Raw genomic sequence first — 23,442 nt, 5'->3', positions numbered from 1 at the left:
GCGCGGCGATGTGGTCTAGCGGATCATACTTCATTTTGGGTTCGGTTTGATTTACACTGTGAGTGTGAACCACATTGGGAGGGCGTTTTGCTTCTGTCAAACAAGGAATTCGAGCCCCGGTTTGCCGGCCCTGCTTACTCCATTGAGATTGGCCAAGCCAGCCGGGATCACAATTCACGAACGCAGAGGGGATATCGTTGAGATCCGAGAGCACGGCGCGCGCTCCTGAGCGTGAGACATATGGGTTTGCGCCGACGCATGAAGGCAGGGACTTCGAGTCGATGGTGCAAGCCTATTTGGCAGGCTACGGAGCCTTTAGCGCCAAGCCGCTGAGCAAAGATCGGGCTTTTGCTTGGGCAGCGGACCTGAGAACAAGCGGGCCATTTACGGCGCTTCATTCGGTTTATCAGAGTTCCTGGACGATTCGAACGCTCGAGGAGACGCCGCAACACCTCGCGTTTTACATCCCGCACACCGGATCCTTTCGACTGTCCATTGGAAAAAGGGTGGTTGAAAGTGAGGCGGGTCATCTTCTCATGGCCAACAACCATCAGGCCGGCGATCGTTTCGTCCAGGGCGGCCCGCACCGCTCGGATGCGCTGTTCCTGGACTGGAAAATTGTGAGACGAATGCTCGTTTCACTGGTGGAAACGCCGATCCTCGATCTGCTTGACCTAGAACCCGTTCTGGATCTCGCAACACCATCGGGCCAGCTTATCGGCAGCCTCGCGCAGACGATCGTGCGGGGCATGCTCAATGACGGTCCGCTTCTGTCTTCACCGCTTGCCATGGCAGGAATGAGCGAAACCCTTGCCAATCTCGTGATCCGATTTGGCTCTCACCGTTTTTCCGGCTATCTGGAAAAAAACAAAGTGTCGTTGGTCGCGCCTTGGCATGTCCGACGTGCTATCGACTATATGCACGCCAATATCGCAGAGCCCCTCACCATGACGATGATTGCGGATGACGTCGGTGTTTCACTTCGGGCGCTGCAAACGGGCTTCAAGGCCTTCAGGGGAACTTCACCGGGCAGTTACTTGCGCACGATCAGGCTGCAGGCAGCCCGCGACCAGTTGCGGGATCCGATGAATCAGCGATCCGTCCGGGAGATCTGCGCGATGTGGGGTTTTTCTCATGCCGGCAGGTTTTCCAGTGTCTACCGCAGCGCCTTTGGAGAAAGCCCGCGCGATACGCGCCTGCGGGCCGAGCGCTTGCGCTAATGCAGGATGCCGAAACGTGTGAACGGTTTTCGGACGACATCCTGTTCTAGGAGCGCGGCGGCGCGATGCTGCCCCTCAAGACGAGATGGCAACCGAGTTCCAGGCGATGGGCCGGCCGCTGCGGGTCGTTGGCGATCAGCCGCTGTTCGATGAGCGCCAAAGCGGCCGCGCCGAGCCTGTCTGTGGGAACGCTGATCGTCGACAACGGCGGGCGGCTGAATTCGCCGGGGACGATGTCGTCGAACCCCAGCACTGATATCGCTTCGGGCACGCGGATGTCGCGATCGGCCAATGCCTTCAGGCATCCGAGCGCTAGATTGTCGGCCGCGCAGAAGACGGCGGTCGCGCCTTTCATCGTGGCATCGCGGTCGAGCAGCGCATTGATCGCAGCCTCGCCGTGCCTGGGCTCATACCCCTCGGCCTCGACGATCATATCGTCGGGCACCGGAAGCTGCGCGGCGAAATAGGCATCGGAAAAGCCGTCATATCGGCGCTGGATCGTCGTGCGGCCCTTCCAGGTCAGGTGCAGGATGCGGCGATGCCCCAGCCCCAGCAGGTGCTCGATGCCGAGCCTTGCCCCAAAACGGTTTTCGGGCGTGACCGTATCGACCAGCATGGCCGGGTCTTCGCCGTTGACGATGACAACAGGCATATCAGGAGAGGCGAGGCTTCGGATCAATTCCGGCTGATCGTCGTTCAGGACCACGATGCCGTCGGCGCGCTCCGACAGCGCGATCTGCCTGACCCGAGCGCCGTCGATGCGGCGGCCGGTGCTAACGAAGGGTACGATCCTGATGCCGCGGCGTTCGCACTCCCTGCGAAGACCGTTGAGGATCGTCCAACTCACCAGATTGAGGTCGCTCTCCGGCGCGGCATCGTCGGGAATGGCGAGAAGCAGGACGCGTAAGGTCGCGATCGTCGCCTTCTTCCGCCGGCGGTCGAGGTAACCCAGGCGTTTTGCCGAATCCAGAACCCTCTCGCGTACCTCGATCGTCAGCGGTGCGGTTCCGTTCAGCGCGTGCGAGGCCGTGCTCAGCGATACGTCAGCATCGCGCGCGACATCCTTGAGATTGACTTTGCGTTCCACTTTTTCCGTCACGAATTGAGGTCGTGCCTTCGAAGGCATAGCTAACTCAATGTTTTTACATAAAAACTTCAAAAAAGCTACGTGTTTGGCACGGAATTATTCGTCGTTCGGCCATCAGTGAGGTTTGGCAAGCAGGCCGTTGAGCAGCAGGTCGAAATAGGCCCGCAGGAAGGCCTCCTTGTTGGGAGTGGGCACGCGGCGGTCGTCGAATATCAGCCGCAGAACTGTCGTCGTCAGGATGGGCGCGACCACGATGTCGGAGAATTCCACCGGAACTTCGCGAAACTCCCCTGACGCCACACCCTCGAGAATAAGAGCGTCGACCTTGGCGATGATCGGTTCAATGAACTGATCGTGGTGGCGGTCGATTAGGTCGGGGAATCGATGCCCTTCGGCAATGACGAGCCGCGTCAGCTCGCGGGTCGTGCGATCCTCGGCGATTTGTTCGTAGAGCAGTGCGAGAATGGAAATCAGCCGGTCGGCGGCGCTGCCGCTGAGACTCTCGGTGATCCCCAGCAGCTCCTGAAACGGCACGGAGAAGTGGTGGATCATGGCTTCGAAAAGCTTCTCCTTCGTCTCGAAGTAGACGTACACCGTACCCTTGGTGACGCCGACCCTGTCGGCGATGTCTTCGACGCGTGTGCCCGCGAAACCGCTTCTCACGAATTCCTCGAAGGCGGCATCCAGGATCTGGATGGGCCGCAGCGCCTTCTGTTCCGCCCGCGTGATCTTCTTCTGAGCTGCCATTTGCCTCGCCTCCCTTATTGCGCACGCCCTCGTCCCCGCGACGCAAAGTTTCATTGACTAATACGTCAGTCAATTATATAGAAGCTGCCGTTGAGAGCAAGAGGTCAACTATGAGAACCATTCTGGTCGCCACGGCGATCGCATGCGCCATCGGTCTCGGATCATGCAGCGATGCGGGCGAGCCGACTAAGCCAACCGCACGGCAGGTCGGCATCGTCGTCGCCAGGCCTGAGCCGCTGGTCCGAGGTGGCGCGGTCACCGGCGAAGTCCGCGCCCGTGTCCAGACCGATCTGTCCTTCCGCGTCAGCGGCAAGATCGTCGAGCGGCTGGTGGAAGTCGGACAGTCCGTGAAGGCGGGGCAGCTCCTCGCGCGGATCGATCCGGAAGAGCAGAGGGCCGATCTGGATGTGGCGGCTGCCAACCTTCAGTCGGCTGAGGCGCAGCAAACCCAGGCGCAGCTCGCATACGACCGCCAGCAGAGCCTGTTTCGAACGCAGGTGACGACGCGTGCGGCACTCGATCAGGCGCAGGAGGCGCTCCTGACCGCGCAGGCATCGACGAAGTCAGCGCAAGCGCTGTTGGAGACCGCTCAGGACACTCTGTCCTACACCGAGCTGAAGGCGGACGCCGACGGAATGATCACCGCCCGCAATGCCGAGGTCGGGCAAGTGGCGCAGGCCGCCCAGGTCGTGTTCACGCTTGCCCATGACGGCGACCGGGATGCCGTCTTTGAAGTGGTCGAGAGCGCGTTCCTGCGCCCGATCGACGGCGACGGGACCGTGACCCTTCTGGCGAACTCCTCGCAGAAGATTACGGCGAAGGTTCGCGAGATTTCGCCGACGATCGATCCCTCCACCGGAACCATCAAGGTCAAGGTCGCGATATCGAGCGACGCTCCGATCCCCCTCGGCGCTCCCGTCGTCGGAAGATTCAATTATGTCTCGCAGGACGTCATCCAGCTTCCCTGGTCCGCCATGACATCCAAGGACGGCAAGCCGGCCGTCTGGATTGTCGATCCCGCATCATCTGCGGTTTCGGCAAGGGCGGTGGATGTCTCCGGCTACGAGACCGGCAGCTTCATCGTCAAGTCAGGTGTGTCTGAAGGAGAGGTCGTGGTGGCCGACGGAACCAAGTTCCTCAGGCCGGGTGAAATCGTGTCTTATGTCAAGGAAGCTTCCAAGTGATTATTCGTCCCAAGATAGTCGCACTGATGATGGCTACGGCCCTGATCTCCTCCTGTACGCCGCAGGAGGAAAGCAAGGAGGAAGCCCCTCGTCCCGTGCTGTCGATGACAGCCAAGCCAACGTCGTCTTCGAGCTTGAGCCTGACCGGCACGATCGAACCGACGATCGAGACTGAACTCGGCTTCCGGATTCTCGGGCGGATGATCGCCCGCAACGTCAATGTCGGCGATCTCGTTAAGAAGGATGATGTCGTTGCCGCCATCGATCCGCTGGCGTTGGAGCTTGCCGTGCGCAACGCGCAGTCGGACGTAGAGAACAGCGACGCCCAGCTCAGGAACGCGGTGACCACAGAACAGCGCCAGCGCACGTTGCTGGAGTCGCGCTCAGGCACCGAAGCCTCGCTCGAAGAGGCCGAACAGGCAAGGCGGACGGCCGCGGCCGCCGTCGCCAAGGCGCAGGCCAATCTCGACAAGGCCACGGAGCAACTCGGCTACGCGCAGCTTCGGGCGGAATTCGACGGGGTGGTGACCGCGACCTCGGCCGAGGTCGGACAGGTGGTGTCGGCCGGCCAGACGGTCGTGACCATCGCACGGCCGGACAAGCGCGATGCCGTGGTCGACGTGCCCCAGGCAGCCGCCCAGAAGCTGAAGATCGGCGCGCCCTTCGAGGTGACGCTGCAGCTCGATCCGACCATCCGCACGTCCGGGATCGTGCGTGAAATAGCACCGGAGGCGGAGACGTCCACCCGCACGAGCAGGACCAAGATCGCACTGAGCGATCCCCCCGCCACCTTCCGGCTGGGCTCCGTCATATCCGCCTCGGCAACCATTGCAGCCGATCTGCAGATCGTCCTGCCTTCCTCTGCAATCCTTGTCGGCAGCGACGGCCCGAGCGTCTGGATCGTCGATGCGCCAGCCAGGAAGGTATCGCTTCGCCGCGTGAAGATCGACGGTGACATCGAAGATGGCGGCACCGCCCGCGTCAGCGAAGGGATCGCCCCCGGAGAAAGGGTGGTCGTGGCAGGCGTGCATAAACTTGAAGATGGCCAGACCATCAGGATCGACCAGGAGATCAGCCAGTGAAGTCCTTCAATCTTTCCGACTGGGCGCTCGAACACCGTTCGCTCGTCTGGTACTTCATGATCGTCTTCATTCTCGCCGGCGCCTTCTCCTACGTGAAGCTCGGCCGCGAGGAAGACCCGAACTTCACGATCAAGACGATGGTGATCACCGCCCGGTGGCCCGGCGCCTCCGCCGAAGAGGTGACGCGGCAGGTGACCGACAGGATCGAGAAAAAGCTTCAGGAACTGGAATCGCTTGATTACACCAAGAGCGAGACCGTTGCGGGCCAGACGACCGTCTTTGTCGAGCTGTTGCCGACGACCAAGGCGAAGGATGTTGCGCCGACCTGGCTGCGCATCCGCAACATGATTGCCGACATCAAGGGCGATTTCCCCACCGGGGTCGTCGGTCCTTTCTTCAACGATCGCTTCGGCGACGTCTTCGGAAACATCTACGCCTTCACCAGCGACGGGCTTACTCAGCGCCAACTTCGTGATCTCGTGGAAGATGCCCGTTCCAAGGTTCTGACCGTGCCCAACGTTGGCAAGGTCGATGTGGTCGGCGCCCAGGACGAGGCGATCTATCTCGAATTCTCCACACGCCAGATCGCCGCACTCGGGATCGACCAACAGTCGGTCATTCAGACCCTGCAGGCGCAGAATGCCGTCACGCAGTCCGGCTTCGTTGACGCCGGGCCGGAGCGCATCGCCTTGCGGGTCAGCGGACAGTTTACGTCCGAGGACAGCCTGAGATCGATCAATCTTCGGATCAACGACCGCTTCTTTCCGCTGAGCGATGTCGCCACGATCAAACGCGGCTACGTGGATCCGCCCTCGTCGCTGTTCCGGTTCAACGGCCAGCCGGCGATCGGGCTTGCGATCGGCATGAAGCAGGGCGCCAATCTTCTGGAGTTCGGTGAGGGGCTCGACGCGCAGATGAAACGTGTCGTCGCTGACCTTCCGATCGGCGTGGACGTCCACCGCGTTTCCGATCAGCCGGCCGTCGTCGACGAAGCGGTGTCGGGATTTACCCGCGCGCTCTTCGAAGCGATCGTCATCGTCCTGATTATCAGCTTCATCAGCCTTGGTCTTCGCGCCGGCATGGTGGTGGCGATCTCCATTCCGCTCGTCCTGGCGATCACCTTCGTGGTGATGGAATATTCCGGCATTTCGCTTCAGCGCATCTCGCTTGGCGCACTCATCATCGCGCTCGGGCTGCTTGTCGACGATGCCATGATCGCCGTCGAGATGATGGTGGCCCGCCTGGAGGCGGGCGACGATCTCAGGAAGGCCGCCACCCACGTTTATACATCGACCGCCTTTCCGATGCTGACGGGGACGCTCGTCACCGTTGCCGGTTTCATCCCGGTCGGTCTCAACAACAGTGCTGCCGGTGAGTTCACCTTCACGCTTTTCGTGGTCATCGCAGTTTCGCTGATCGTTTCCTGGGTGGTGGCGGTGCTGTTCACGCCGCTTCTCGGCGTCACGATCCTGCCGAAGACGATGAAATCGCATCACGAGAAGAAGGGCCGCTTCGCCTCGGTCTTCTCCCGGCTCCTGGGGCTGGCGATGCGCTGGCGCTGGGTCACCATCATCCTCACGGTCGGTGTCTTTGCACTTTCGATCGGCGGCATGGGGCTGGTGCAGCAACAGTTCTTCCCCAACTCGGACAGAACCGAGCTGGTCATCGACTGGAATCTCCCCAACAACAGTTCGATCGCCGAAACCAACAGGCAGATGGCCAAGTTCGAAAAGGAGATGCTGGCCGATAACAAGGATGTCGACCATTGGACGACCTATGTCGGCCAGGGTGCGCCACGCTTCATCTTGTCCTTTGACGTGCAGACGCCCGACGTGTCGTTCGGGCAGACGATCATCGTCACCAAAGGGCTCGACGTGCGCGACAAGGTGCGGGCGGAACTGCAGGACTATCTGACGAAAACCTTCCCCGGCACCGACGCCTTCGTCAAGCTTCTCGACATCGGCCCGCCGGTGGGCAAGCCGGTCCAGTACCGGATCAGCGGTCCCGATGTTCAAAAGGTCCGCGACCTCTCGCAGCAGTTCGCCGGCGTCATGGGATCGCACCCGCTTCTGGCGAACATGGTCCTGGACTGGAATGAGCCGTCCCGCGTGGTGAAGGTCGATGTCCTGCAGGACAAGGCGCGCCAGCTCGGCGTATCCTCCGAAGACATCGCCACTGCCCTCAACGGCATCGTCGAAGGCTCGACGGCCACCCAGGTTCGAGACGACATCTACCTGGTCAACGTCATCGGCCGCGCCAGGGCAGCCGAGCGCGATTCCATCCAGACGCTTGAGAATCTGCAGCTCTCCACCTCCAACGGCAAGGTCGTGCCGCTGTCTGCCGTGGCGAATTTCCGCTACGAGCTCGAGCAGCCGACGATCTGGCGTCGCGACAGGCAACCCACCATAACGGTCAAGGCGGCCGTCGTCGGTCCGACGCAACCCGCCACGATCGTCGAACAGCTCAAGCCGAAGGTCGAAGAATTCCAGAAAAACCTTCCCGTAGGATACAAGGTGGAAGTGGGCGGCGCGGTCGAATCCAGTGCAGATGCCCAGGGGCCGATCGCGGCAGTCGCTCCGCTGATGCTGTTTGTGATGGCGACGATCCTGATGATCCAGCTGCAGAGCTTCAGCCGCCTCTTCCTGGTGTTCGCGGTTGCGCCGACCGCCCTGATCGGCGTCGTCGCAGCACTGCTGCTCAGCAACGCACCCATGGGCTTCGTCGCGATCCTCGGCGTGCTTGCGCTCATCGGCATTCTGATCCGCAACTCCGTCATCCTGGTCGTTCAGATCGAGCACCTACGCAGCGAAGGAATGGCACCCTGGCAGGCGGTCATCGAGGCCACTGAACACCGCATGCGGCCGATCATGCTGACGGCCGCGGCGGCCACGCTGGCGCTGATCCCGATCTCGCGCGAGATCTTCTGGGGGCCGATGGCCTACGCCATGATGGGCGGCATCGTCGTCGGAACCGCGCTCACCCTGCTGTTCCTGCCTGCGCTCTACGTCGCGTGGTTCAGGATTCCAAGGGATGAAGGCGTTCAGGCCGGAGCCGCGGCTGCAGAGGTATGACGCAGTCTTCGACGGCCATCGCCCACGGCCGCCGCGGCGGCCGCTGCAACACGGGCCGCGATAATATGTGTGGGGTGGCGCAGGCGATGCCATCCCACGCGGGAAGGAACGACATACCGTATGACGAGATTGGCTGATCCATGCGCCCGAGAGCCTTGATTCCAGGGGAAATTTATCGATGACGGAATGGTATTCTCCGGAACCCTCGAAGGCAGATCACCGAGAGCTCCTGAAGACCGGGCCGGCCATCGTTGCCGCGATCGGCCTGGCTATGCTTGCAGGCTGTGCGACGAGGCCATCGCCGGACGTATTGAAGCCAGTTCATCTGAGTCAACTGACTCATGCCGAAGAGGCTCCGGTCAGCGTGAACGTTCTCGTGGCGACCAATAGAACCCCGGATAGCATACGGGGCGGGTTCGGCAGCGCATGGGCCGACAAGCTCACCTATGAGCAGTATGGGTTTTCGGTCCCTCCCGGCCGGAAGGACACCGCGATCACATATCCGACCGAGAGGCCGGATCCCGAACGCCAATTTGCCGTTATCGGGCGCAAGCAGCTTGCAAAGGATGCCTTCGTGGAGGAGGTGCTCCGCTCTACGCAGAACGAGGGCACCGTCGGCATCTTTGTCCACGGCTACAACTATAGCTATCAGGAAGCGCTGTTTCGCACCGCGCAGATCGCTGCGGACGCTAACATTCCGGGTTCTCCGATTCTGTTTTCGTGGCCTTCCGCCGCAGCCGTCGCCGGCTATGTCGCCGACCGCGATGCGGCGCTCTCCTCGCGCAGCGACCTCGACTCGCTTGTCACGTCGCTCTCGGCTTCAGGAAGGGTGAAACGCATCATCCTTTTCGGACACAGCATGGGCGGATTCCTGGTCATGGAAACGGTGCGCCAGCTCAAACTGCAGCATCGCGACGACGTTATCGGCAAACTGGCGGTGATCCTTGCCGCCCCTGACATCGACATCGATGTTTTCCGGTCCCAGCTGAACGATATCGGGCGAATGCCGGCCCCGATATCTCTTCTCGTGTCGAAGGACGACCGTGCGCTGGTGGCTTCGAGCTTCATCGCGGGTGAGCGGGCGCGCGTCGGACGCCTCGATATCGACGATCCCGTCATCAGAGATGCCGCCTTGAAGGAAAGGCTTCGGGTCATCGACATCACGTCGATCCGGGCGTCCGACGGGCTGGGGCATGACCGCTACGCGTCGCTTGCCAAGTTCGGCGCGCAGCTTGCATCCTTCGAAAGCGGGAAGCGGTCGAGCGCCGGCGACGTTGGCGCCTATGTCTTCGATGCCGCCGGTGCCGCAGTCGCAAGTCCGTTTCGTCTGGCTGGACGTGTCGTCGGATCGAACTGACTAGAATTCGTGTACCGGGCGAGCCCCATGGCTAATCCTGAGGCATCGCCAAGAGATGTGTACAATGTGACTATTAAATTGTCAGCTGCACAAATGAAGAGCAAACTTCCGCCTGTGGCCGATTTGGCCTCAAGGACATGGGAGGGCATTCATGAGCGTACAAAATCCGTCTCCCTCGTTATACAACGAGGACCTTGCACCCGCCGAGGAGCGCAAATGGGGTGCATTCAGCATTTTCAACGTCTGGACATCAGACGTCCACAGCCTGTGGGGCTACTATCTGGCGGCGAGCCTGTTCCTGCTGTGCGGCAGCTTCGTCAGTTTCGTCATCGCCATCGGCATTGGATCTCTGGTCATCTTCTGCCTGATGAGCCTGGTCGGCAATGCCGGCGTGCGCACAGGCGTCCCCTTTCCGGTTCTGGCGCGCGCCTCCTTCGGCACGTTCGGGGCGAACGTGCCGGCACTCGTCCGAGCGGTGGTCGCCTGCTTCTGGTACGGGGCGCAGACCGCCGCCGCATCCGGCGCGATCGTCGCCTTGCTGATCCGCAACGACAGCCTGCTCGCCTTTCACCAGAACAGTCACTTTCTCGGTCATTCAACCCTCGAGGTCATCTGCTACGTCATCGTCTGGGCGCTGCAGCTGCTGATCATTCAGCGCGGGATGGAAACGGTTCGCAAGTTCCAGGATTGGGCCGGTCCGGCCGTCTGGATCATGATGCTGGTGCTCTCGGTTTATCTGGTCGTCAAGTCCGGCACCTTCTCATTCGGGTCCGAAATCCCGCGCGACGTGCTGATCGAAAAGACCAAGGATGCGGGCGTGCCGGGTGAGCCTGGTTCGATTGCAGCGCTAGCTGCCGTGGCCGCCACCTGGATCACCTATTTCGCAGCACTTTACCTGAATTTCTGCGATTTTTCGCGCTACGCAACGAATGAAAAGGCGCTCAGGAAAGGCAACCTCTGGGGGCTTCCGATCAACCTGCTGGCGTTCTGCCTCGTCGCAGGCGTGACGACCACCGCTGCCTTCACCGTCTACGGAGAGGTGCTGCTGCATCCGGAAATGATATCGGCGAAATTCGACAGCTGGTTCCTGGCGCTGCTGGCCGCGCTAACATTCGCGATCGCAACGCTCGGCATCAACGTCGTGGCGAATTTCGTGTCGCCGGCCTTCGACTTTGCCAATGTTTTCCCGCGCCAGATCAATTTCAAGCGCGGGGGATATATCGCCGCATTGATCGCTCTTGTGCTTTACCCGTTTGCTCCCTGGGAGACGGGTGCGGCGCATTTCGTCAATTTTATCGGATCGACGATGGGGCCGATCTTCGGCATCATGATGGTGGACTATTATCTCCTCCGGAAGAGCCAACTGAACGTCGAAGCGCTTTATCATGAGGATGGCGAGTTCCGGTTCCAGAACGGATGGCACGGCAATGCCTTCATCGCATTTGTGGTGGGCGCGCTGTTCTCCTCGATCCTGCCGACCTTCACCACCATCCTGCCGGACTGGTGGGGCACCTACGGCTGGTTCTTCGGCGTCGCCATCGGCGGGGCGATCTATTTCGCATTGAGAATGGGCGCGCGGCGCAATCCGGCCTTCGCGTCCTGAGCAAATGAAAGCCGCCCGGCAATTGCCGGGCGGCTTACATGTCGGATTTCCTGCTGTCGCCTGTTTCAGCGGCGAGCGGCAACCGTTTGCAGGGCTCTGCACGAGCTGGAAGGCGCCGCCCGCCGCCTGACCACGACGAAGGCGGCTGGTCGGACCCCGCACCGATGCGGATGATGCATGTTTTACGAAATAGCATTATGATCGGCTGAGCGCCTGACCGGCGGAGGGGCTGCTGCGGATATACGATCCGTGCAGGAATGAGAGGACGGCAGGATTTGGAACGGCTGAAGGATCTGGACAGTATTCCCGCGCAGGGGGCTAGCGGTTCCACATCGCCTTCCTATGAACGGCCTGGCGTCGTGGCTGCCGCCGTTTACCAGCACGGGCAACGTATTCGCGACATCAGGATAGAGGAGGCCGGCGAATGGCGGGGCCGGGAGAATGCGATCGTCTGGATCGGCCTGCACGAGCCGGATGAGGTGCTGCTAAGCCAAGTCCAGGCGCAGTTCAATCTCCATCCGCTGGCGATCGAGGATGCAGCGCAGCCCCACCAGCGCCCGAAACTGGAGATCTACGGGGAGGCGATGTTCATCGTCGCCCGGACCGCGCACATGAAGGACGGCGAAATCATCTTCGGCGAAACGCACCTGTTCGTCGGTCGCGGTTATGTCGTCTCCGTTCGTCACGGCGACTCGTCCTCCTATCTGGCGGTGCGGCAGCGATGCGAGGCGACGCCGGCGGCCCTTGCCCACGGCGAGAACTACATCCTCTATTCCATCCTCGATTTCATCGTCGACAACTACATGCCTGTCATCGAGGTCGTGCAGGACGAGGTCGAAAATATCGAGGATCTGGTGCTGCGCGAACAGTTGACAAAGTCCGATATCGAGCGGCTTTACCTGTTGAGGCGCAGGCTGCTGCGGCTGCGCAACGCCGTGGTGCCGCTTGTCGACGTCTGCCGGCGATACGAGCACACGGATCTTCCCGGCATGGATCCGACGCTGCAATCGCTGTTTCGCGATGTCACGGACCATGTGCGCCGCGTTCAGGAAGATATCGACGCGCTGCGCGAGGTGCTGGCCTTCGCCTTCGAGGCGAGCGTGATGATCGGCCAGTCGGAGCAGACGGCGATTGCCCGCAAGCTCGCCGCCTGGGCGGCGATCCTTGCCGTCCCCACCGCGATCGCCGGCATCTACGGGATGAATTTCAGCGATATGCCGGAGCTGAAAACCCAATATGGCTATTTCGTCGTGCTTGGTGTCATAGCCATCTTGTGCCTTGGCCTTTTCGGCTTCTTCCGACGGAGGAAATGGCTGTAGGGTGGGCATGCGGCAGTCGGGACATTCGAGTTGGCAAAGGTGCGTCAGCACAGGGCCTTCAGCAGCCGATCCCGATGGCTTCGAACATACTGCATATCGCTGAGATACAGCCGGGCGTCTCCTCTCGCCACATGCTCCACGAATGTCTCATCTCCGGCCGCTGCACTTGGCAAAATGTAGTCGACGAGCGCTTGAAGCCGTCGGCAGATCATCTCGGGGAGTTGGAGCCGTTCTTGCATCGTCGCCCCATATGCCGTGCAGAAAATCTCCGCCCGCTGCAGCTGTTCGTCTAGGCCGAAGGTCACATCAGGATTGGCAGGATCGGAGAGCGGCGCCCAGCGGTAAACCGAATAGGCCAGATCCCATAGGCGAGGTGCGGGATGGGCGGTGTCGAAATCGATGATCCCGACAGCCTCATGACCGGCTGTGGCGATATTGTAGGGTGCATAATCTCCGTGGCATATGATCTCGTACGGTTCCTGCGGCGGCAGCATCCATGCCTGGACCTCGCGATCCGATTCCAGAAACCCATGAGATGCCGAATGAAATTCGCGCAGTAGCTTGGCTGCGGAAAGCAGCATGCGCTCCGACCCGACAAACTGATCGCTCAAGTCTTCGCAGACGCGCCCGGCAACATAACTGACGACTTCCTGGTTCCCGGTTATTTCAATGGGATGAGGCGCTCCCGGAAAGCCTCTGCTTCTCAGATGGCGCAAAAACCGGTGCACCGTCGGCGTCCATGCGCCGGACGGCCTGATCACGGTGTCGCCGTCACGCCAGATCTGCCCGGTTCGTCCGCCCTCCAACGGTTTCATTTTCCGGTCTCCAGACGTCCTCTATGCGGATTTCAGCTTGTCGATGTGGGCCTGAACCGTCGCGCCAAGGTTTGTCTCATGGCAGTTCCGGTAGAACGCCACCACGTCGGAAGGCATTCCCTCGGGGATGGCGACGAAGTCTTCAAGCCGCAGGCCGCTTGAACCGCCGAGTTGCGGCTCCGCCAATTGGCTCTCGCTCAAACTGCCGACACGATCGGCCAGGGCTAGGAAATAGGCGAGGTTGTCATGCACCGCCGAAGGAGAGTGCGTCCGGCCGTGCGCCGGGACGACCAGTCTTGCATTGAGGTCACGTATCCGCTCGAGCGAGGAACGGATCAAGCGCAGGTCGCCTGCATTTTTGCTCCAGACTTCGGGGATGGGGTATTCCACCGCGTCGACGGCCAGGCAGATGCGAAGTTCGGGAATCCATACGGCGACATGGTCGGGCGTATGTCCCGGCGTATGAATGAGCTCCAGCGTCAGATCGCCGCCGTTGACGGTCATCGAGCCGGAGAACGTGATGTCGGGACCGATGAGGTCGACGTCCCGAAACCTCGACTCCTGGCTCGCCTTGTCTCTCAGGACTTCCCGCGCGGAAGGGTCGCGTAAACGGTCGAGCGCGGCGGCATGCGCGATAATCGGAGCGCGCCGCGCAATGGCGGCATTCCCCCAGAAATGATCCCAATCCATGTGCGAATTGATGACGATCAGCGGACGAGCGTTTATCTGTTCCCCGAGCATGCCCAGCGCCGTCAGGCACAGCTCGGGCGTTCCGAGCGTATCGATCAGCACATTGAACCTTTCGGTCCGGATAAACACGCCATCAACCTCGTCGCCCGCCCTGACGATCACGATCTGATCATCGAGTTCGGGATATGAACATAATTCCACCGATGGGTTCACGTCTGGCTGCCTCTATTGCAATCGCAGTGATTTCATTCGGACACATCAAGTCTCGTTCGGGCGCTGATCTTTCAAAACGGTGCGGGGCCCTCCGTTAGCAGCCAAATGGGTCATCGTCTCAGACAGCCCGAGACTATTCACTTATATCGCGAACCTTCAAGGTCCGTCCGCGCAGTTCAAGGCTTTTCACGTGCATGTCGAGCGCCTCCCATCGGTCCCGCGCCGGTGCGGCCGGCGATGCCTGGCGCCACCTGAATTGAAACTTTTGGTGGAACAACGTCCGGCAACAGAAGTTTGCCTTCAAACCAAACTCGAGCGGCGGCCGATGTCATTCTCTCCAAAACAGGGTGTGTTGAGCACCCCACCCCGGATCTATTATGTCAATCCACTCCTTCTTCAGGGTATCGATGCATGGCGCGAGGTTTTCGACCATGCTGCGGAAACCGGTTTCGACCGTGTGCTGACAGCACCGCTCTTTGATCGGGGCGGGGCGCGCAGCATTTTTTCCTTCCAGGATGTGAATCGACTCGATCCTCAACTGTCGCTCGGAAGTGCAGTCGAGGATGGGGTGGGTCGCATGGTGGAGGCCGCCCGCAGGAGCGGCGTCACCCTGATGATGGACCTGATGCTCGACGGCAAAGCCCTGGATACCAAGGCAGGCTTTCGCCCTGTCGACCCAAGACGCTCACCACTGGATCCAGCAGGGCCGATGACTGAGATGGACGCGGAGTCTCAATCCCGGCTGTTGGAAGAATGGGCCGAACGGCTGCGGGGGCTGGCCGGTCTCGGCCTCTGCGGCTACCGCGCGCTCGGGATTGATCGCATTGCGCCGGCGGCGTTCAAATCGCTGATTTCCGCCGTGCGCGAGAAGGCGGACGCGCAATTCCTCGCCTGGACGCCGGGCACTGATTTTGGGGCGAGGAGCGCGGTCCAGAATACAGGCTTCGATGGATGTTTTTCATCTATGGCTTGGTGGGATTTCGACGAGAGATGGTTCATCGAAGAACACCGGGTTCAGAAGCCGCTCGGCTGGCAGATCGCTTTTCCGGAGCCGCCATTCGGCAGGCGGATCGCGCACGGAACCCAGAGCCGCGAAATCCTCGAACGACGGGCTATCAGGGCGCTGCGCCTTGCCGCCTCGCTCGGTGGCGGCCTGATGGTTCCGATGGGTTTCGAATATGGGGCCGCCACGCCGCTCGATCCGACCCATGGGAACGGGACGGGCTTGCGGGGGCTGCGCCATGATCTCCCTTTCGATATTTCTTCCGAAATTCGCCTTGCGAACAGCGAAATCGGCAAAGTCAGTTATGCGCCAGCCTCATCCCTGCGGCTCATCCGCAACGCCAACGGACCGGTCTCGGCGCTGCTGCAATCGGCGGCGGAAGACTTGCGCAGCGCCGAGAATGTGCGCTTCATCCTGCTCAACAGGGACCTGCGGAAAAGTGCGCCAGCTCCGCTAACGGCACTGCGCGAAGCGGCTTCCGGTTTTCTTCCGGTTGCAGCCGACGGCACCCCTCTGCGGCTGCGGGCAGGGGAAACCCTGGTGATCGAAGGCAGGGCGCCGGCGCCGATCACGTCCCGGCCTATGCTGGACATCGCGCAGGCGACGGCGTCGCCGCGGCTCGCCATTGAAAACATCATGCCGCGAGTCGATGACGGGCGCTTTCCCATCAAGCGAGTGGTCGGCGATGTCGTCAGTGTCGAGGCGGATATATTCGCGGACGGGCACGACCCGATCGCCGCGGTCCTGCTGTGGCGGCCGCTCGATGCGGCGGATTGGACCGAGACGGAGATGCAACTGGTCGAAAACGATCGCTGGCGCGCCGAATTCCTGCTGGAGCGCATCGGACGCTATGAGTTCGCTGTCGAGGCATGGAAGAACCCGTTTGCGATCTTTCGCTACGAACTGACGAAGAAGAGCGATGCGAGACTGGACCTGAAGCTTGAACTCCAGGAGGGGTTGAACCTGGTTCGTTCGGCTGCGACGCCTGCCGATGCAGCGCTCGGCGCCGACTTGAAGGTTCTCGTCAGCAGTCTCGAAAGCGCCTCGGATGCCGAGCGCACGGCGATCCTGCTCGATGCCCGAACATCGGAATTGATGAACAAGGCGGACAAGCGGCCGTTTCGGCTTCGCTCGACGGCAAGCGCCGTCGATGCCGAACGCAAGGCGGCTGCCTTTGCCAGCTGGTACCAGATCTTCCCGCGCTCGCAGAGCGGCGATCCGAACCGACATGGCACCTTCGACGACGTCATCCCGAGGTTGCACGCCATCCGTGACATGGGATTCGACGTGCTCTATTTCCCGCCGATTCATCCGATCGGTTCGACCAACCGGAAAGGCCGCAACAACAGCCTGAAAGCCGGGCCAGATGACCCCGGAAGCCCCTATGCCATCGGCTCCGAGGACGGCGGCCATGATGCCATCCATCCCGAGCTCGGCGATTTCGAGGACTTCCGCCAGCTGGTGGAGGAGGCAGGCCGGCACGGCCTGGAGATTGCTCTCGACCTCGCGATCCAGGCGTCGCCGGATCACCCATGGCTGAAGGAGCATCCCGGCTGGTTCGACTGGCGTCCCGACGGAACGATCAAATATGCCGAAAACCCGCCGAAGAAATACGAGGACATCGTCAACGTCGATTTCTACACGAAAGATGCGTTGCCCTCGCTGTGGGTGGAACTCAGGGATATCGTCCAGCTTTGGGTGGACCAGGGCGTCAAGCTGTTTCGCGTCGACAATCCGCACACCAAGCCCTTTCCGTTTTGGGAGTGGCTGATCGGCGATATCAGAGCGCGTCACCCCGATGTGATCTTCCTGTCGGAAGCTTTCACCAAGCCGAAAGTCATGTACCGGCTGGCAAAGATCGGCTTCTCTCAGTCCTATACCTACTTCACCTGGCGCAATGCCAAGTGGGAGCTCGAGCAGTATATGCGGGAACTCACGGAGACAGCGCCGAAGGAATTCTTCCGGCCGCATTTCTTCGTCAACACCCATGATATCAATCCGGATTTCCTGCAGAACGCGCCGCGCCCGGCCTTCCTGATCCGGGCAGCACTTGCCGCCACCCTTTCGGCATTGTGGGGTGTCTATAACGGTTTCGAACTTTGCGAGGGGCGTCCCGATGCCAAGCGCAAGGAATATGCCGACAGCGAGAAGTATGAGATCCGCGCCTGGGACTACGACCGCCCGGGCAATATCATCGCCGAGATCAGGATGCTCAACCGCATTCGGAACGAAAATCTTGCCCTGCATTCCCATCTCGGGCTGACACTGCTGAACGCCTGGAACGACAACATCCTTTTCTTCGAAAAGGCGAGCCGCGCCCGCGACAATGTCTTGTTGATCGCCATCAGTCTCGATCCGCACAACTTCCAGGAAAGCGACGTCGAGCTGCCGCTCTGGAAGTGGTCGCTCGGAGACGGTGGAGCGCTCGACGCTGAGGATCTGGTCGCTGGGCATCGGTTCAGATGGAATGGCAAATGGCAGAGAGTGAGCTTCAACCCTCAGATCCTGCCCTTTGCGATCTGGCGCGTTCGCGCAGCGGAGGCATGAATGGACACGTTGAATCCCGACGGTATGAACCAGCCGCTCTGGTACAAAGACGCGATCATCTATCAGCTGCACATCAAGTCGTTCTACGACGCCAATGGTGACGGGGTAGGCGATTTCGCCGGCTTGCACCAGAAGCTCGATCACATCGCAGCCCTTGGCGTCAACGCCATTTGGCTGCTGCCGTTCTTTCCCTCGCCGCGCCGAGACGACGGTTACGACATCGCCGACTACGGCAATGTCAGCCCCGACTACGGGACAATGGAGGATTTCCGGGCGTTCGTCGACGCCGCCCATCTGCGCAATATTCGCGTCATCATCGAGCTCGTCATCAATCACACGTCCGACCAGCATCCCTGGTTCCAGCGCGCTCGCCACGCCCCGGTGGGGTCGCCGGAGCGCGAATTCTATGTCTGGTCGGACAGCGACCAGAAATTTCCTGAAACCCGCATCATCTTCCTCGACACCGAAAAATCCAACTGGACGTGGGATGCGGTTGCCGGCGCTTACTATTGGCACCGCTTCTATTCCCACCAGCCCGATCTCAATTTCGACAGCCCACTCGTTATGGAGGAACTGCTGAAGGTGATGCGCTTGTGGCTGGAAACCGGTATCGACGGGTTCCGTCTCGACGCGATTCCCTACCTTGTCGAACGCGAGGGAACGATCAACGAAAATCTTCCCGAGACCCACGCGATCCTCAAACGGATCCGCGCCGCTCTCGACGCCACTCATCCCGGCGTCATGCTGCTTGCAGAGGCCAATCAATGGCCGGAGGACACGCGCGAATATTTCGGTGAGGGCGACGAATGCCACATGGCCTTCCACTTCCCGCTAATGCCGCGCATGTATATGGCGATCGCCAAGGAAGACCGGTTCCCGATTACCGACATCCTGCGCCAGACGCCCGAAATCCCCGAGAATTGCCAATGGGCGATCTTCCTGCGCAATCACGACGAGCTGACCCTCGAAATGGTGACCGACGCCGAGCGGGACTATCTCTGGGAGACCTATGCATCCGACAAACGCGCCCGCATTAACCTCGGCATCAGGCGGCGTCTGGCGCCGCTGATGGAACGCGACCGCCGGCGCATCGAACTGATGAACGCACTTCTGCTCTCGATGCCCGGAACGCCTGTCATCTATTACGGCGACGAGATCGGCATGGGCGACAACATCTATCTCGGCGACCGGGACGGGGTGCGGACGCCGATGCAATGGTCGCCGGACCGCAATGGCGGCTTCTCCCGCACGGACCCGGCTCGTCTCGTCCTCCCGTTGATTGCCGATCCGCTCTATGGTTACGAGGCAGTCAACGTCGAGGCCCAGAGCACCGATGCCCATTCGCTGCTCAATTGGACGCGAAAGATGCTGGCGCTGCGCGGCAGGCATCCGGCCTTCGGGCGCGGCTCGTTGCGGTTCCTCTCGCCTGAGAACCGAAAGATTCTCGCTTATCTCAGGGAATATGACGGCGAGACGCTGATGTGCGTCGCAAACCTTTCCCGGCTGCCTCAGGCGGTCGAGCTCGACCTCTCGGCTTTCGAGGGCCGTGTGCCGATCGAGCTGACCGGCATGTCGCCCTTTCCGCCGATCGGTCAGCTGACCTATCTCCTGACATTGCCGCCCTACGGCTTCTTCTGGTTCCAGCTGGAGGCCGATGCCGATCCGCCGGCATGGCGCACCGCGCCGCCCGAGCAATTGCCCGACCTCACGACGATGGTCATTCGCCGCGGCCTGCTCGATCTCGTCGATGAGCCGCGGCTGGGACGCGTCCTCAGCAACGAAATCCTGCCTGCTTACCTCGCCAGGCGCCGCTGGTTCGGGGCGAAGGACCAGCCGCTCCAGGCGGCGCGGCTGATCTCGGCAACGCCGATCCCCTTTGCTGATGGTGTCGTTCTCGGCGAATTGGAAGCGGTGCTGCCGGATCACACCGAATCCTATCAGCTGCCGCTCGCGATCGCCTGGGACGACGCGCAACCCTCTGCTTTGACGCAGCAGCTTGCTCTGGGGCGGGTTCGCCAGGGCAGGCGGGTCGGCTTCCTGACGGACGGGTTTGCCGTAGAGCCGACGGCGCGCGGGGTCCTGCGCGGGCTTGCCGACCGCTCCATCATCACCGGGCGTACCGGCACGCTGGAATTCCTTGGCACCGAGCGGCTCGACCGGCTTGATGTTACCGACGATATGCCGATCCATTGGCTTTCCGCCGAACAATCCAACAGTTCGATGATCGTCGGTGACGTCGCGATGATCAAGCTGATCAGGCATATTTTCCCCGGCGTCCATCCGGAGGTCGAGATGACGCGGTTTCTCACCCGCGCCGGCTACGACCACACCGCGCCGCTGCTTGGCGAGGTCGCGCACACTGATTCCAGCGGGCGTCGCTCGACTTTGATCATCGTTCAGGGAGCGATCCGCAACCAGGGCGACGCCTGGAACTGGATGTTGAGCAATTTGCGCCGCGCGGCAGACGAGCTCGTGCTGAATGACCCGGCGGTGGAACCAGGCGATGATGTCTTCCAGTCACTGATCAGCTTCGTTGCAATGGTGGGCCTGAGGCTCGGCGAATTGCATGTCGTCCTCTCGGGGGAGAACGCGGACGAGGCGTTCAGCCCTCTGATCGCCGGTGGCGGTGAGGTTGAGGCGATCAAGAAGGCGGTGGCGGGCGAAATCGCTTATGCGATGTCGAAGCTTACCGAACGCGAGGAAAGTGCCGATCCCGCGGTCGATCTGCTCGCTCGCCCGCTTCTGGAGCGCCGCGCCGAACTCGTCGAGCTTGGCGCAAACCTGGCGGAGAGCACTCGCGGCATGTTGATGACGCGTACGCATGGCGATTTCCATCTAGGCCAGATTCTGGTCAGCGAAGGCGATGCCGTCATCATCGACTTCGAAGGCGAGCCCGCGAAAAATCTCGCCGAGCGCCGCGCCAAGACCGTTCCGCTCCGCGACGTCGCCGGGCTTTTAAGATCGTTGAACTATCTCGTCGCCACCGCGCAGCTCGACAATGATGCGGTTACCGAACACGAGAACGAGGTGCGACGGGACGCCATCGCCCGCTTCGGGCGCAGTGCCGAGGAGGCCTTTCTCGATGCCTATTGGCAGGCGGTCTCCGCATCGAAGACGCTCGCTATGCCGCCCGAGCAACGACGGAGGGTCCTCGATGCCTTTCTTCTCGAAAAGGCCGCCTATGAAATCGCCTATGAAGCGCGTAACCGGCCGAAGTGGCTGCCGATCCCGCTCGCCGGCCTTACCGAAATCGCATCGCGCTTAGCGGGGGTAACGGCATGAATGTTGAACGCATGGAACTTCTCGCAGGCATCGGACAGGATGCGCTTTGGGCTCTGATAGAGGGCCGCCACGGCGATCCCTTTTCGATCCTCGGTCCCCACGAAAGCGGCGGCATGACGATCGTGCGGGTGTACTTGCCCGGCGCGGAAGCGGTCGATCTGATCGACGCGACGAGCGGTCGTGAGGTGACGCCGTTCAGCATCGTCCACCCGTCCGGCCTGTTTGCGGCGGCCGCCGCTTCGAGGACGGGATACCGGCTGCGGATCACTTGGCCGGATGCAGTCCAACTGACCGAGGACCCCTACAGCTTCGGTCTGCTGCTCGGGGAACTCGACCTCCATCTGATATCGGAGGGCACTCACTATAGTCTCAGCCGGACGCTCGGCGCGGTTGAGATGTCGATCGACGGTATATCAGGCGTTCGTTTCGCCGTGTGGGCTCCGAATGCGCGCCGCGTCTCGGTCGTCGGGGACTTCAACGCCTGGGATGGACGGCGAAACCCAATGCGGCTGAGACAGTCGGCAGGCGTCTGGGAGCTGTTTATCCCCCGGCTGGCTCCGGGTGAAAGATACAAGTTCGAGATCATCGATGCGCAGGGGACCTGCCTGCCGCAGAAAGCCGATCCGGTGGCGAGGGCGAGCGAGGCCGCCCCATCCACCGCCTCCATCGTCGCATCGTCGACGCCGTTTCGATGGAGGGATGAGGGCTGGATGAAGAGCCGGTCCCGGCAAGACAGGCTGGAGGGCGCGCTCTCCGTCTATGAAGTGCATGCCGGCTCCTGGCTTCGCGACCAAAAGGACGGCAGCAGATCGCTCGACTGGGCCGAGCTCAGCCAGCGGCTCGTTCCCTATGCCAGCGATATGGGATTTACGCATATCGAGCTGCTGCCGATTATGGAGCATCCGTTCGGCGGGTCCTGGGGGTATCAGCCGCTTGGCCTCTTCGCTCCAACTGGCCGATATGGGACGCCTGAAGATCTCGCTTATTTCGTCGACCGCTGCCATGGCGCCGGGCTCGGCGTCATCCTCGACTGGGTGCCAGCCCATTTTCCGACAGACGTTTGGGGGCTTGCCCGCTTCGACGGCAGCGCGCTCTACGAGCACGAAGATCCGCGCGAGGGCTTTCACCGCGACTGGAACACGCTGATCTACAATCTCGGCCGCAAAGAGGTGAAAGGGTTCCTGATCGCCAGCGCGCTGGAATGGCTGGAGCGCTACCACATAGACGGTTTGCGGGTCGACGCCGTGGCATCGATGCTCTACCGCGACTACAGCCGCAACGAGGGCGAATGGATTCCCAACCAATATGGCGGTCGCGAGAATCTGGAAGCGGTCGAATTCTTCAAGCACCTGAACAGCATCATTCACGCGCGCTGCCCGCACGCGATGACGATCGCCGAGGAATCGACGGCCTGGCCCGGCGTGACGAAGCCACCGGAGCAAGGGGGGCTGGGGTTCGACATCAAATGGAACATGGGCTGGATGCATGACAGCCTGAGCTACATCGAGAAGGATCCGGTATACCGGAGCTATCACCACGGCACGATGACCTTCGGCATGCTCTATGCCTATTCCGAGCGCTTCATTCTGCCGATTTCACATGACGAGGTCGTCTACGGAAAGGGTTCGCTGCTGACGAAGATGCCGGGCGACGAATGGCAGAAATTCGCCAATCTGCGCAGCTATCTCGCCTTCATGTGGGGCCATCCCGGCAAGAAGCTCCTGTTCATGGGCAGCGAAGTCGCCCAGCCGGACGAGTGGAATCATGACGGCTCGGTGAGCTGGGATGTGCTTGACCGGCCTCAGCATGTGGGGATTCAGCGGCTGGTGAAGGATCTGAACGGCCTTTACGGGGACGAGCCGGCATTGCAGTTCGGTGACTTTCATCCCGAGGGTTTCGAATGGGCGGCAGCCGACGACGCCGTCAATTCCGTCCTCGGCATGCTCCGTTATGCGCCCGATCACGCTTCGACGGTCCTGGTCATGTCGAACTTCACGCCGGTGCCGCGTTACGGCTACAGGATCGGTGTGCCGAGAGACGGCGTGTGGGTCGAGCGGATGACCACGGATGCGCGGGAATATGGCGGCTCCGGCCTTGTCAATGGCGCGGTGTCGACTGAACCCGTGCCCGCCCACGGCAGGTCCGTCTCCCTGTCGCTGACGCTCCCGCCGCTGTCGACGATCTTTCTGCAAGGGCCGTCACCATAAGATTTTAGCCCTTGC

At 61.3% G+C, this 23,442-nt stretch carries 16 protein-coding genes; 11 read left to right on the top strand and 5 right to left on the bottom strand.

Translation table 11 applies throughout. The features are described 5' to 3' along the window. Positions 1-214: hypothetical protein (locus ACS4RR_RS30900; RefSeq protein WP_456190596.1), on the bottom strand; the 214-nt coding region annotated here is incomplete at its 3' end. On the opposite strand from ACS4RR_RS30900, the gene ACS4RR_RS30895 reads away from it, so the two are divergent. Then, positions 198-1,220 carry a helix-turn-helix domain-containing protein gene (locus ACS4RR_RS30895; RefSeq protein ID WP_456190590.1) on the top strand — a complete coding sequence of 341 codons (1,023 nt, stop codon included), beginning with the start codon at positions 198-200 and terminating at the stop codon, positions 1,218-1,220. The two genes, ACS4RR_RS30900 and ACS4RR_RS30895, sit on opposite strands and share 17 nt — an antisense overlap. A 46-nt stretch (positions 1,221-1,266) precedes the next feature. Here ACS4RR_RS30895 and ACS4RR_RS30890 read toward each other — a convergent pair whose 3' ends face one another. Then, positions 1,267-2,346 (bottom strand): LacI family DNA-binding transcriptional regulator, encoded by a 1,080-nt coding sequence (locus tag ACS4RR_RS30890; protein ID WP_260111246.1) that lies wholly within the window; start codon positions 2,344-2,346, stop codon positions 1,267-1,269. Positions 2,347-2,421: 75 nt separating this feature from the next. Continuing rightward, positions 2,422-3,054, bottom strand: coding sequence for a TetR/AcrR family transcriptional regulator (locus ACS4RR_RS30885; RefSeq protein ID WP_170279653.1), 633 nt, complete (start codon positions 3,052-3,054; stop codon positions 2,422-2,424). Positions 3,055-3,164: 110 nt separating this feature from the next. On the opposite strand from ACS4RR_RS30885, the gene ACS4RR_RS30880 reads away from it, so the two are divergent. The 7 genes from ACS4RR_RS30880 to ACS4RR_RS30850 all read left to right on the top strand — a co-directional run bounded on the left by ACS4RR_RS30880 (position 3,165) and on the right by ACS4RR_RS30850 (position 12,670). Beyond that, positions 3,165-4,238, top strand: a complete 1,074-nt coding sequence (locus ACS4RR_RS30880; protein ID WP_170279654.1) for an efflux RND transporter periplasmic adaptor subunit — start codon at positions 3,165-3,167, stop codon at positions 4,236-4,238. Next, positions 4,235-5,320, top strand: coding sequence for an efflux RND transporter periplasmic adaptor subunit (locus ACS4RR_RS30875; protein WP_456190589.1), 1,086 nt, complete (start codon positions 4,235-4,237; stop codon positions 5,318-5,320). Before ACS4RR_RS30880 ends, ACS4RR_RS30875 begins: the two co-directional genes overlap by 4 nt. Then, the gene (locus tag ACS4RR_RS30870) at positions 5,317-8,391 is read left to right on the top strand and encodes an efflux RND transporter permease subunit (RefSeq protein WP_456190588.1); all 3,075 of its coding nucleotides are present in this window, start codon (positions 5,317-5,319) and stop codon (positions 8,389-8,391) included. Before ACS4RR_RS30875 ends, ACS4RR_RS30870 begins: the two co-directional genes overlap by 4 nt. A 271-nt stretch (positions 8,392-8,662) precedes the next feature. Beyond that, on the top strand, positions 8,663-9,748 hold the full coding sequence (locus ACS4RR_RS30865; protein ID WP_246709669.1) for an alpha/beta hydrolase: 1,086 nt from the start codon (positions 8,663-8,665) through the stop codon (positions 9,746-9,748). Between the two features lie 151 nt (positions 9,749-9,899). Further along, positions 9,900-11,351, top strand: a complete 1,452-nt coding sequence (locus ACS4RR_RS30860) for an NCS1 family nucleobase:cation symporter-1 (protein WP_456190587.1) — start codon at positions 9,900-9,902, stop codon at positions 11,349-11,351. Between the two features lie 38 nt (positions 11,352-11,389). After that, positions 11,390-11,560: a hypothetical protein gene (locus ACS4RR_RS30855; RefSeq protein WP_162116336.1), complete on the top strand. Its 171-nt coding sequence runs from the start codon at positions 11,390-11,392 to the stop codon at positions 11,558-11,560. 66 nt (positions 11,561-11,626) lie between these two features. Beyond that, on the top strand, positions 11,627-12,670 hold the full coding sequence (locus tag ACS4RR_RS30850) for a magnesium and cobalt transport protein CorA (RefSeq protein WP_456190586.1): 1,044 nt from the start codon (positions 11,627-11,629) through the stop codon (positions 12,668-12,670). Between the two features lie 44 nt (positions 12,671-12,714). Here ACS4RR_RS30850 and ACS4RR_RS30845 read toward each other — a convergent pair whose 3' ends face one another. Continuing rightward, positions 12,715-13,485 carry a phosphotransferase enzyme family protein gene (locus tag ACS4RR_RS30845; protein WP_456190585.1) on the bottom strand — a complete coding sequence of 257 codons (771 nt, stop codon included), beginning with the start codon at positions 13,483-13,485 and terminating at the stop codon, positions 12,715-12,717. A 21-nt stretch (positions 13,486-13,506) separates the two neighbouring features. Further along, positions 13,507-14,388: an MBL fold metallo-hydrolase gene (locus ACS4RR_RS30840; RefSeq protein WP_456190584.1), complete on the bottom strand. Its 882-nt coding sequence runs from the start codon at positions 14,386-14,388 to the stop codon at positions 13,507-13,509. Between the two features lie 325 nt (positions 14,389-14,713). Here ACS4RR_RS30840 and ACS4RR_RS30835 point away from each other — a divergent pair, with 325 nt between their 5' ends. The 3 genes from ACS4RR_RS30835 to glgB are packed head-to-tail and all read left to right on the top strand — an operon-like array spanning position 14,714 to position 23,427. Continuing rightward, positions 14,714-17,938, top strand: a complete 3,225-nt coding sequence (locus ACS4RR_RS30835; protein WP_456190583.1) for an alpha-1,4-glucan--maltose-1-phosphate maltosyltransferase — start codon at positions 14,714-14,716, stop codon at positions 17,936-17,938. Then, a complete protein-coding gene (gene treS, locus ACS4RR_RS30830; RefSeq protein ID WP_456190582.1) occupies positions 17,939-21,220 on the top strand; it encodes a maltose alpha-D-glucosyltransferase in 3,282 nt (1,093 codons plus the stop codon). Beyond that, a complete protein-coding gene (gene glgB, locus ACS4RR_RS30825; protein WP_456190581.1) occupies positions 21,217-23,427 on the top strand; it encodes a 1,4-alpha-glucan branching protein GlgB in 2,211 nt (736 codons plus the stop codon). The genes treS and glgB overlap by 4 nt, the downstream gene beginning before the upstream one ends. Positions 23,428-23,442 lie beyond the last annotated feature (15 nt).

It is taken from the genome of Rhizobium zaerense (assembly GCF_051810725.1).
GTDB classification, from domain to species: domain Bacteria; phylum Pseudomonadota; class Alphaproteobacteria; order Rhizobiales; family Rhizobiaceae; genus Rhizobium; species Rhizobium leguminosarum_I.
The sequence above is the reverse complement of the archived record's forward strand: the minus strand, read 5'-3'. Positions and strand labels throughout refer to the sequence as shown.

Coding starts and splice junctions, on each gene's coding strand:
- ACS4RR_RS30845 (WP_456190585.1), bottom strand. CDS start 13,485: ATGAAACCGTTGGAGGGCGGACGAACCGGGCAGATCTGGCGTGACGGC.
- ACS4RR_RS30865 (WP_246709669.1), top strand. CDS start 8,663: ATGCTTGCAGGCTGTGCGACGAGGCCATCGCCGGACGTATTGAAGCCA.
- treS (WP_456190582.1), top strand. CDS start 17,939: ATGGACACGTTGAATCCCGACGGTATGAACCAGCCGCTCTGGTACAAA.
- ACS4RR_RS30860 (WP_456190587.1), top strand. CDS start 9,900: ATGAGCGTACAAAATCCGTCTCCCTCGTTATACAACGAGGACCTTGCA.
- ACS4RR_RS30885 (WP_170279653.1), bottom strand. CDS start 3,054: ATGGCAGCTCAGAAGAAGATCACGCGGGCGGAACAGAAGGCGCTGCGG.
- glgB (WP_456190581.1), top strand. CDS start 21,217: ATGAATGTTGAACGCATGGAACTTCTCGCAGGCATCGGACAGGATGCG.
- ACS4RR_RS30855 (WP_162116336.1), top strand. CDS start 11,390: ATGTCGGATTTCCTGCTGTCGCCTGTTTCAGCGGCGAGCGGCAACCGT.
- ACS4RR_RS30880 (WP_170279654.1), top strand. CDS start 3,165: ATGAGAACCATTCTGGTCGCCACGGCGATCGCATGCGCCATCGGTCTC.
- ACS4RR_RS30890 (WP_260111246.1), bottom strand. CDS start 2,346: ATGCCTTCGAAGGCACGACCTCAATTCGTGACGGAAAAAGTGGAACGC.
- ACS4RR_RS30835 (WP_456190583.1), top strand. CDS start 14,714: ATGTCATTCTCTCCAAAACAGGGTGTGTTGAGCACCCCACCCCGGATC.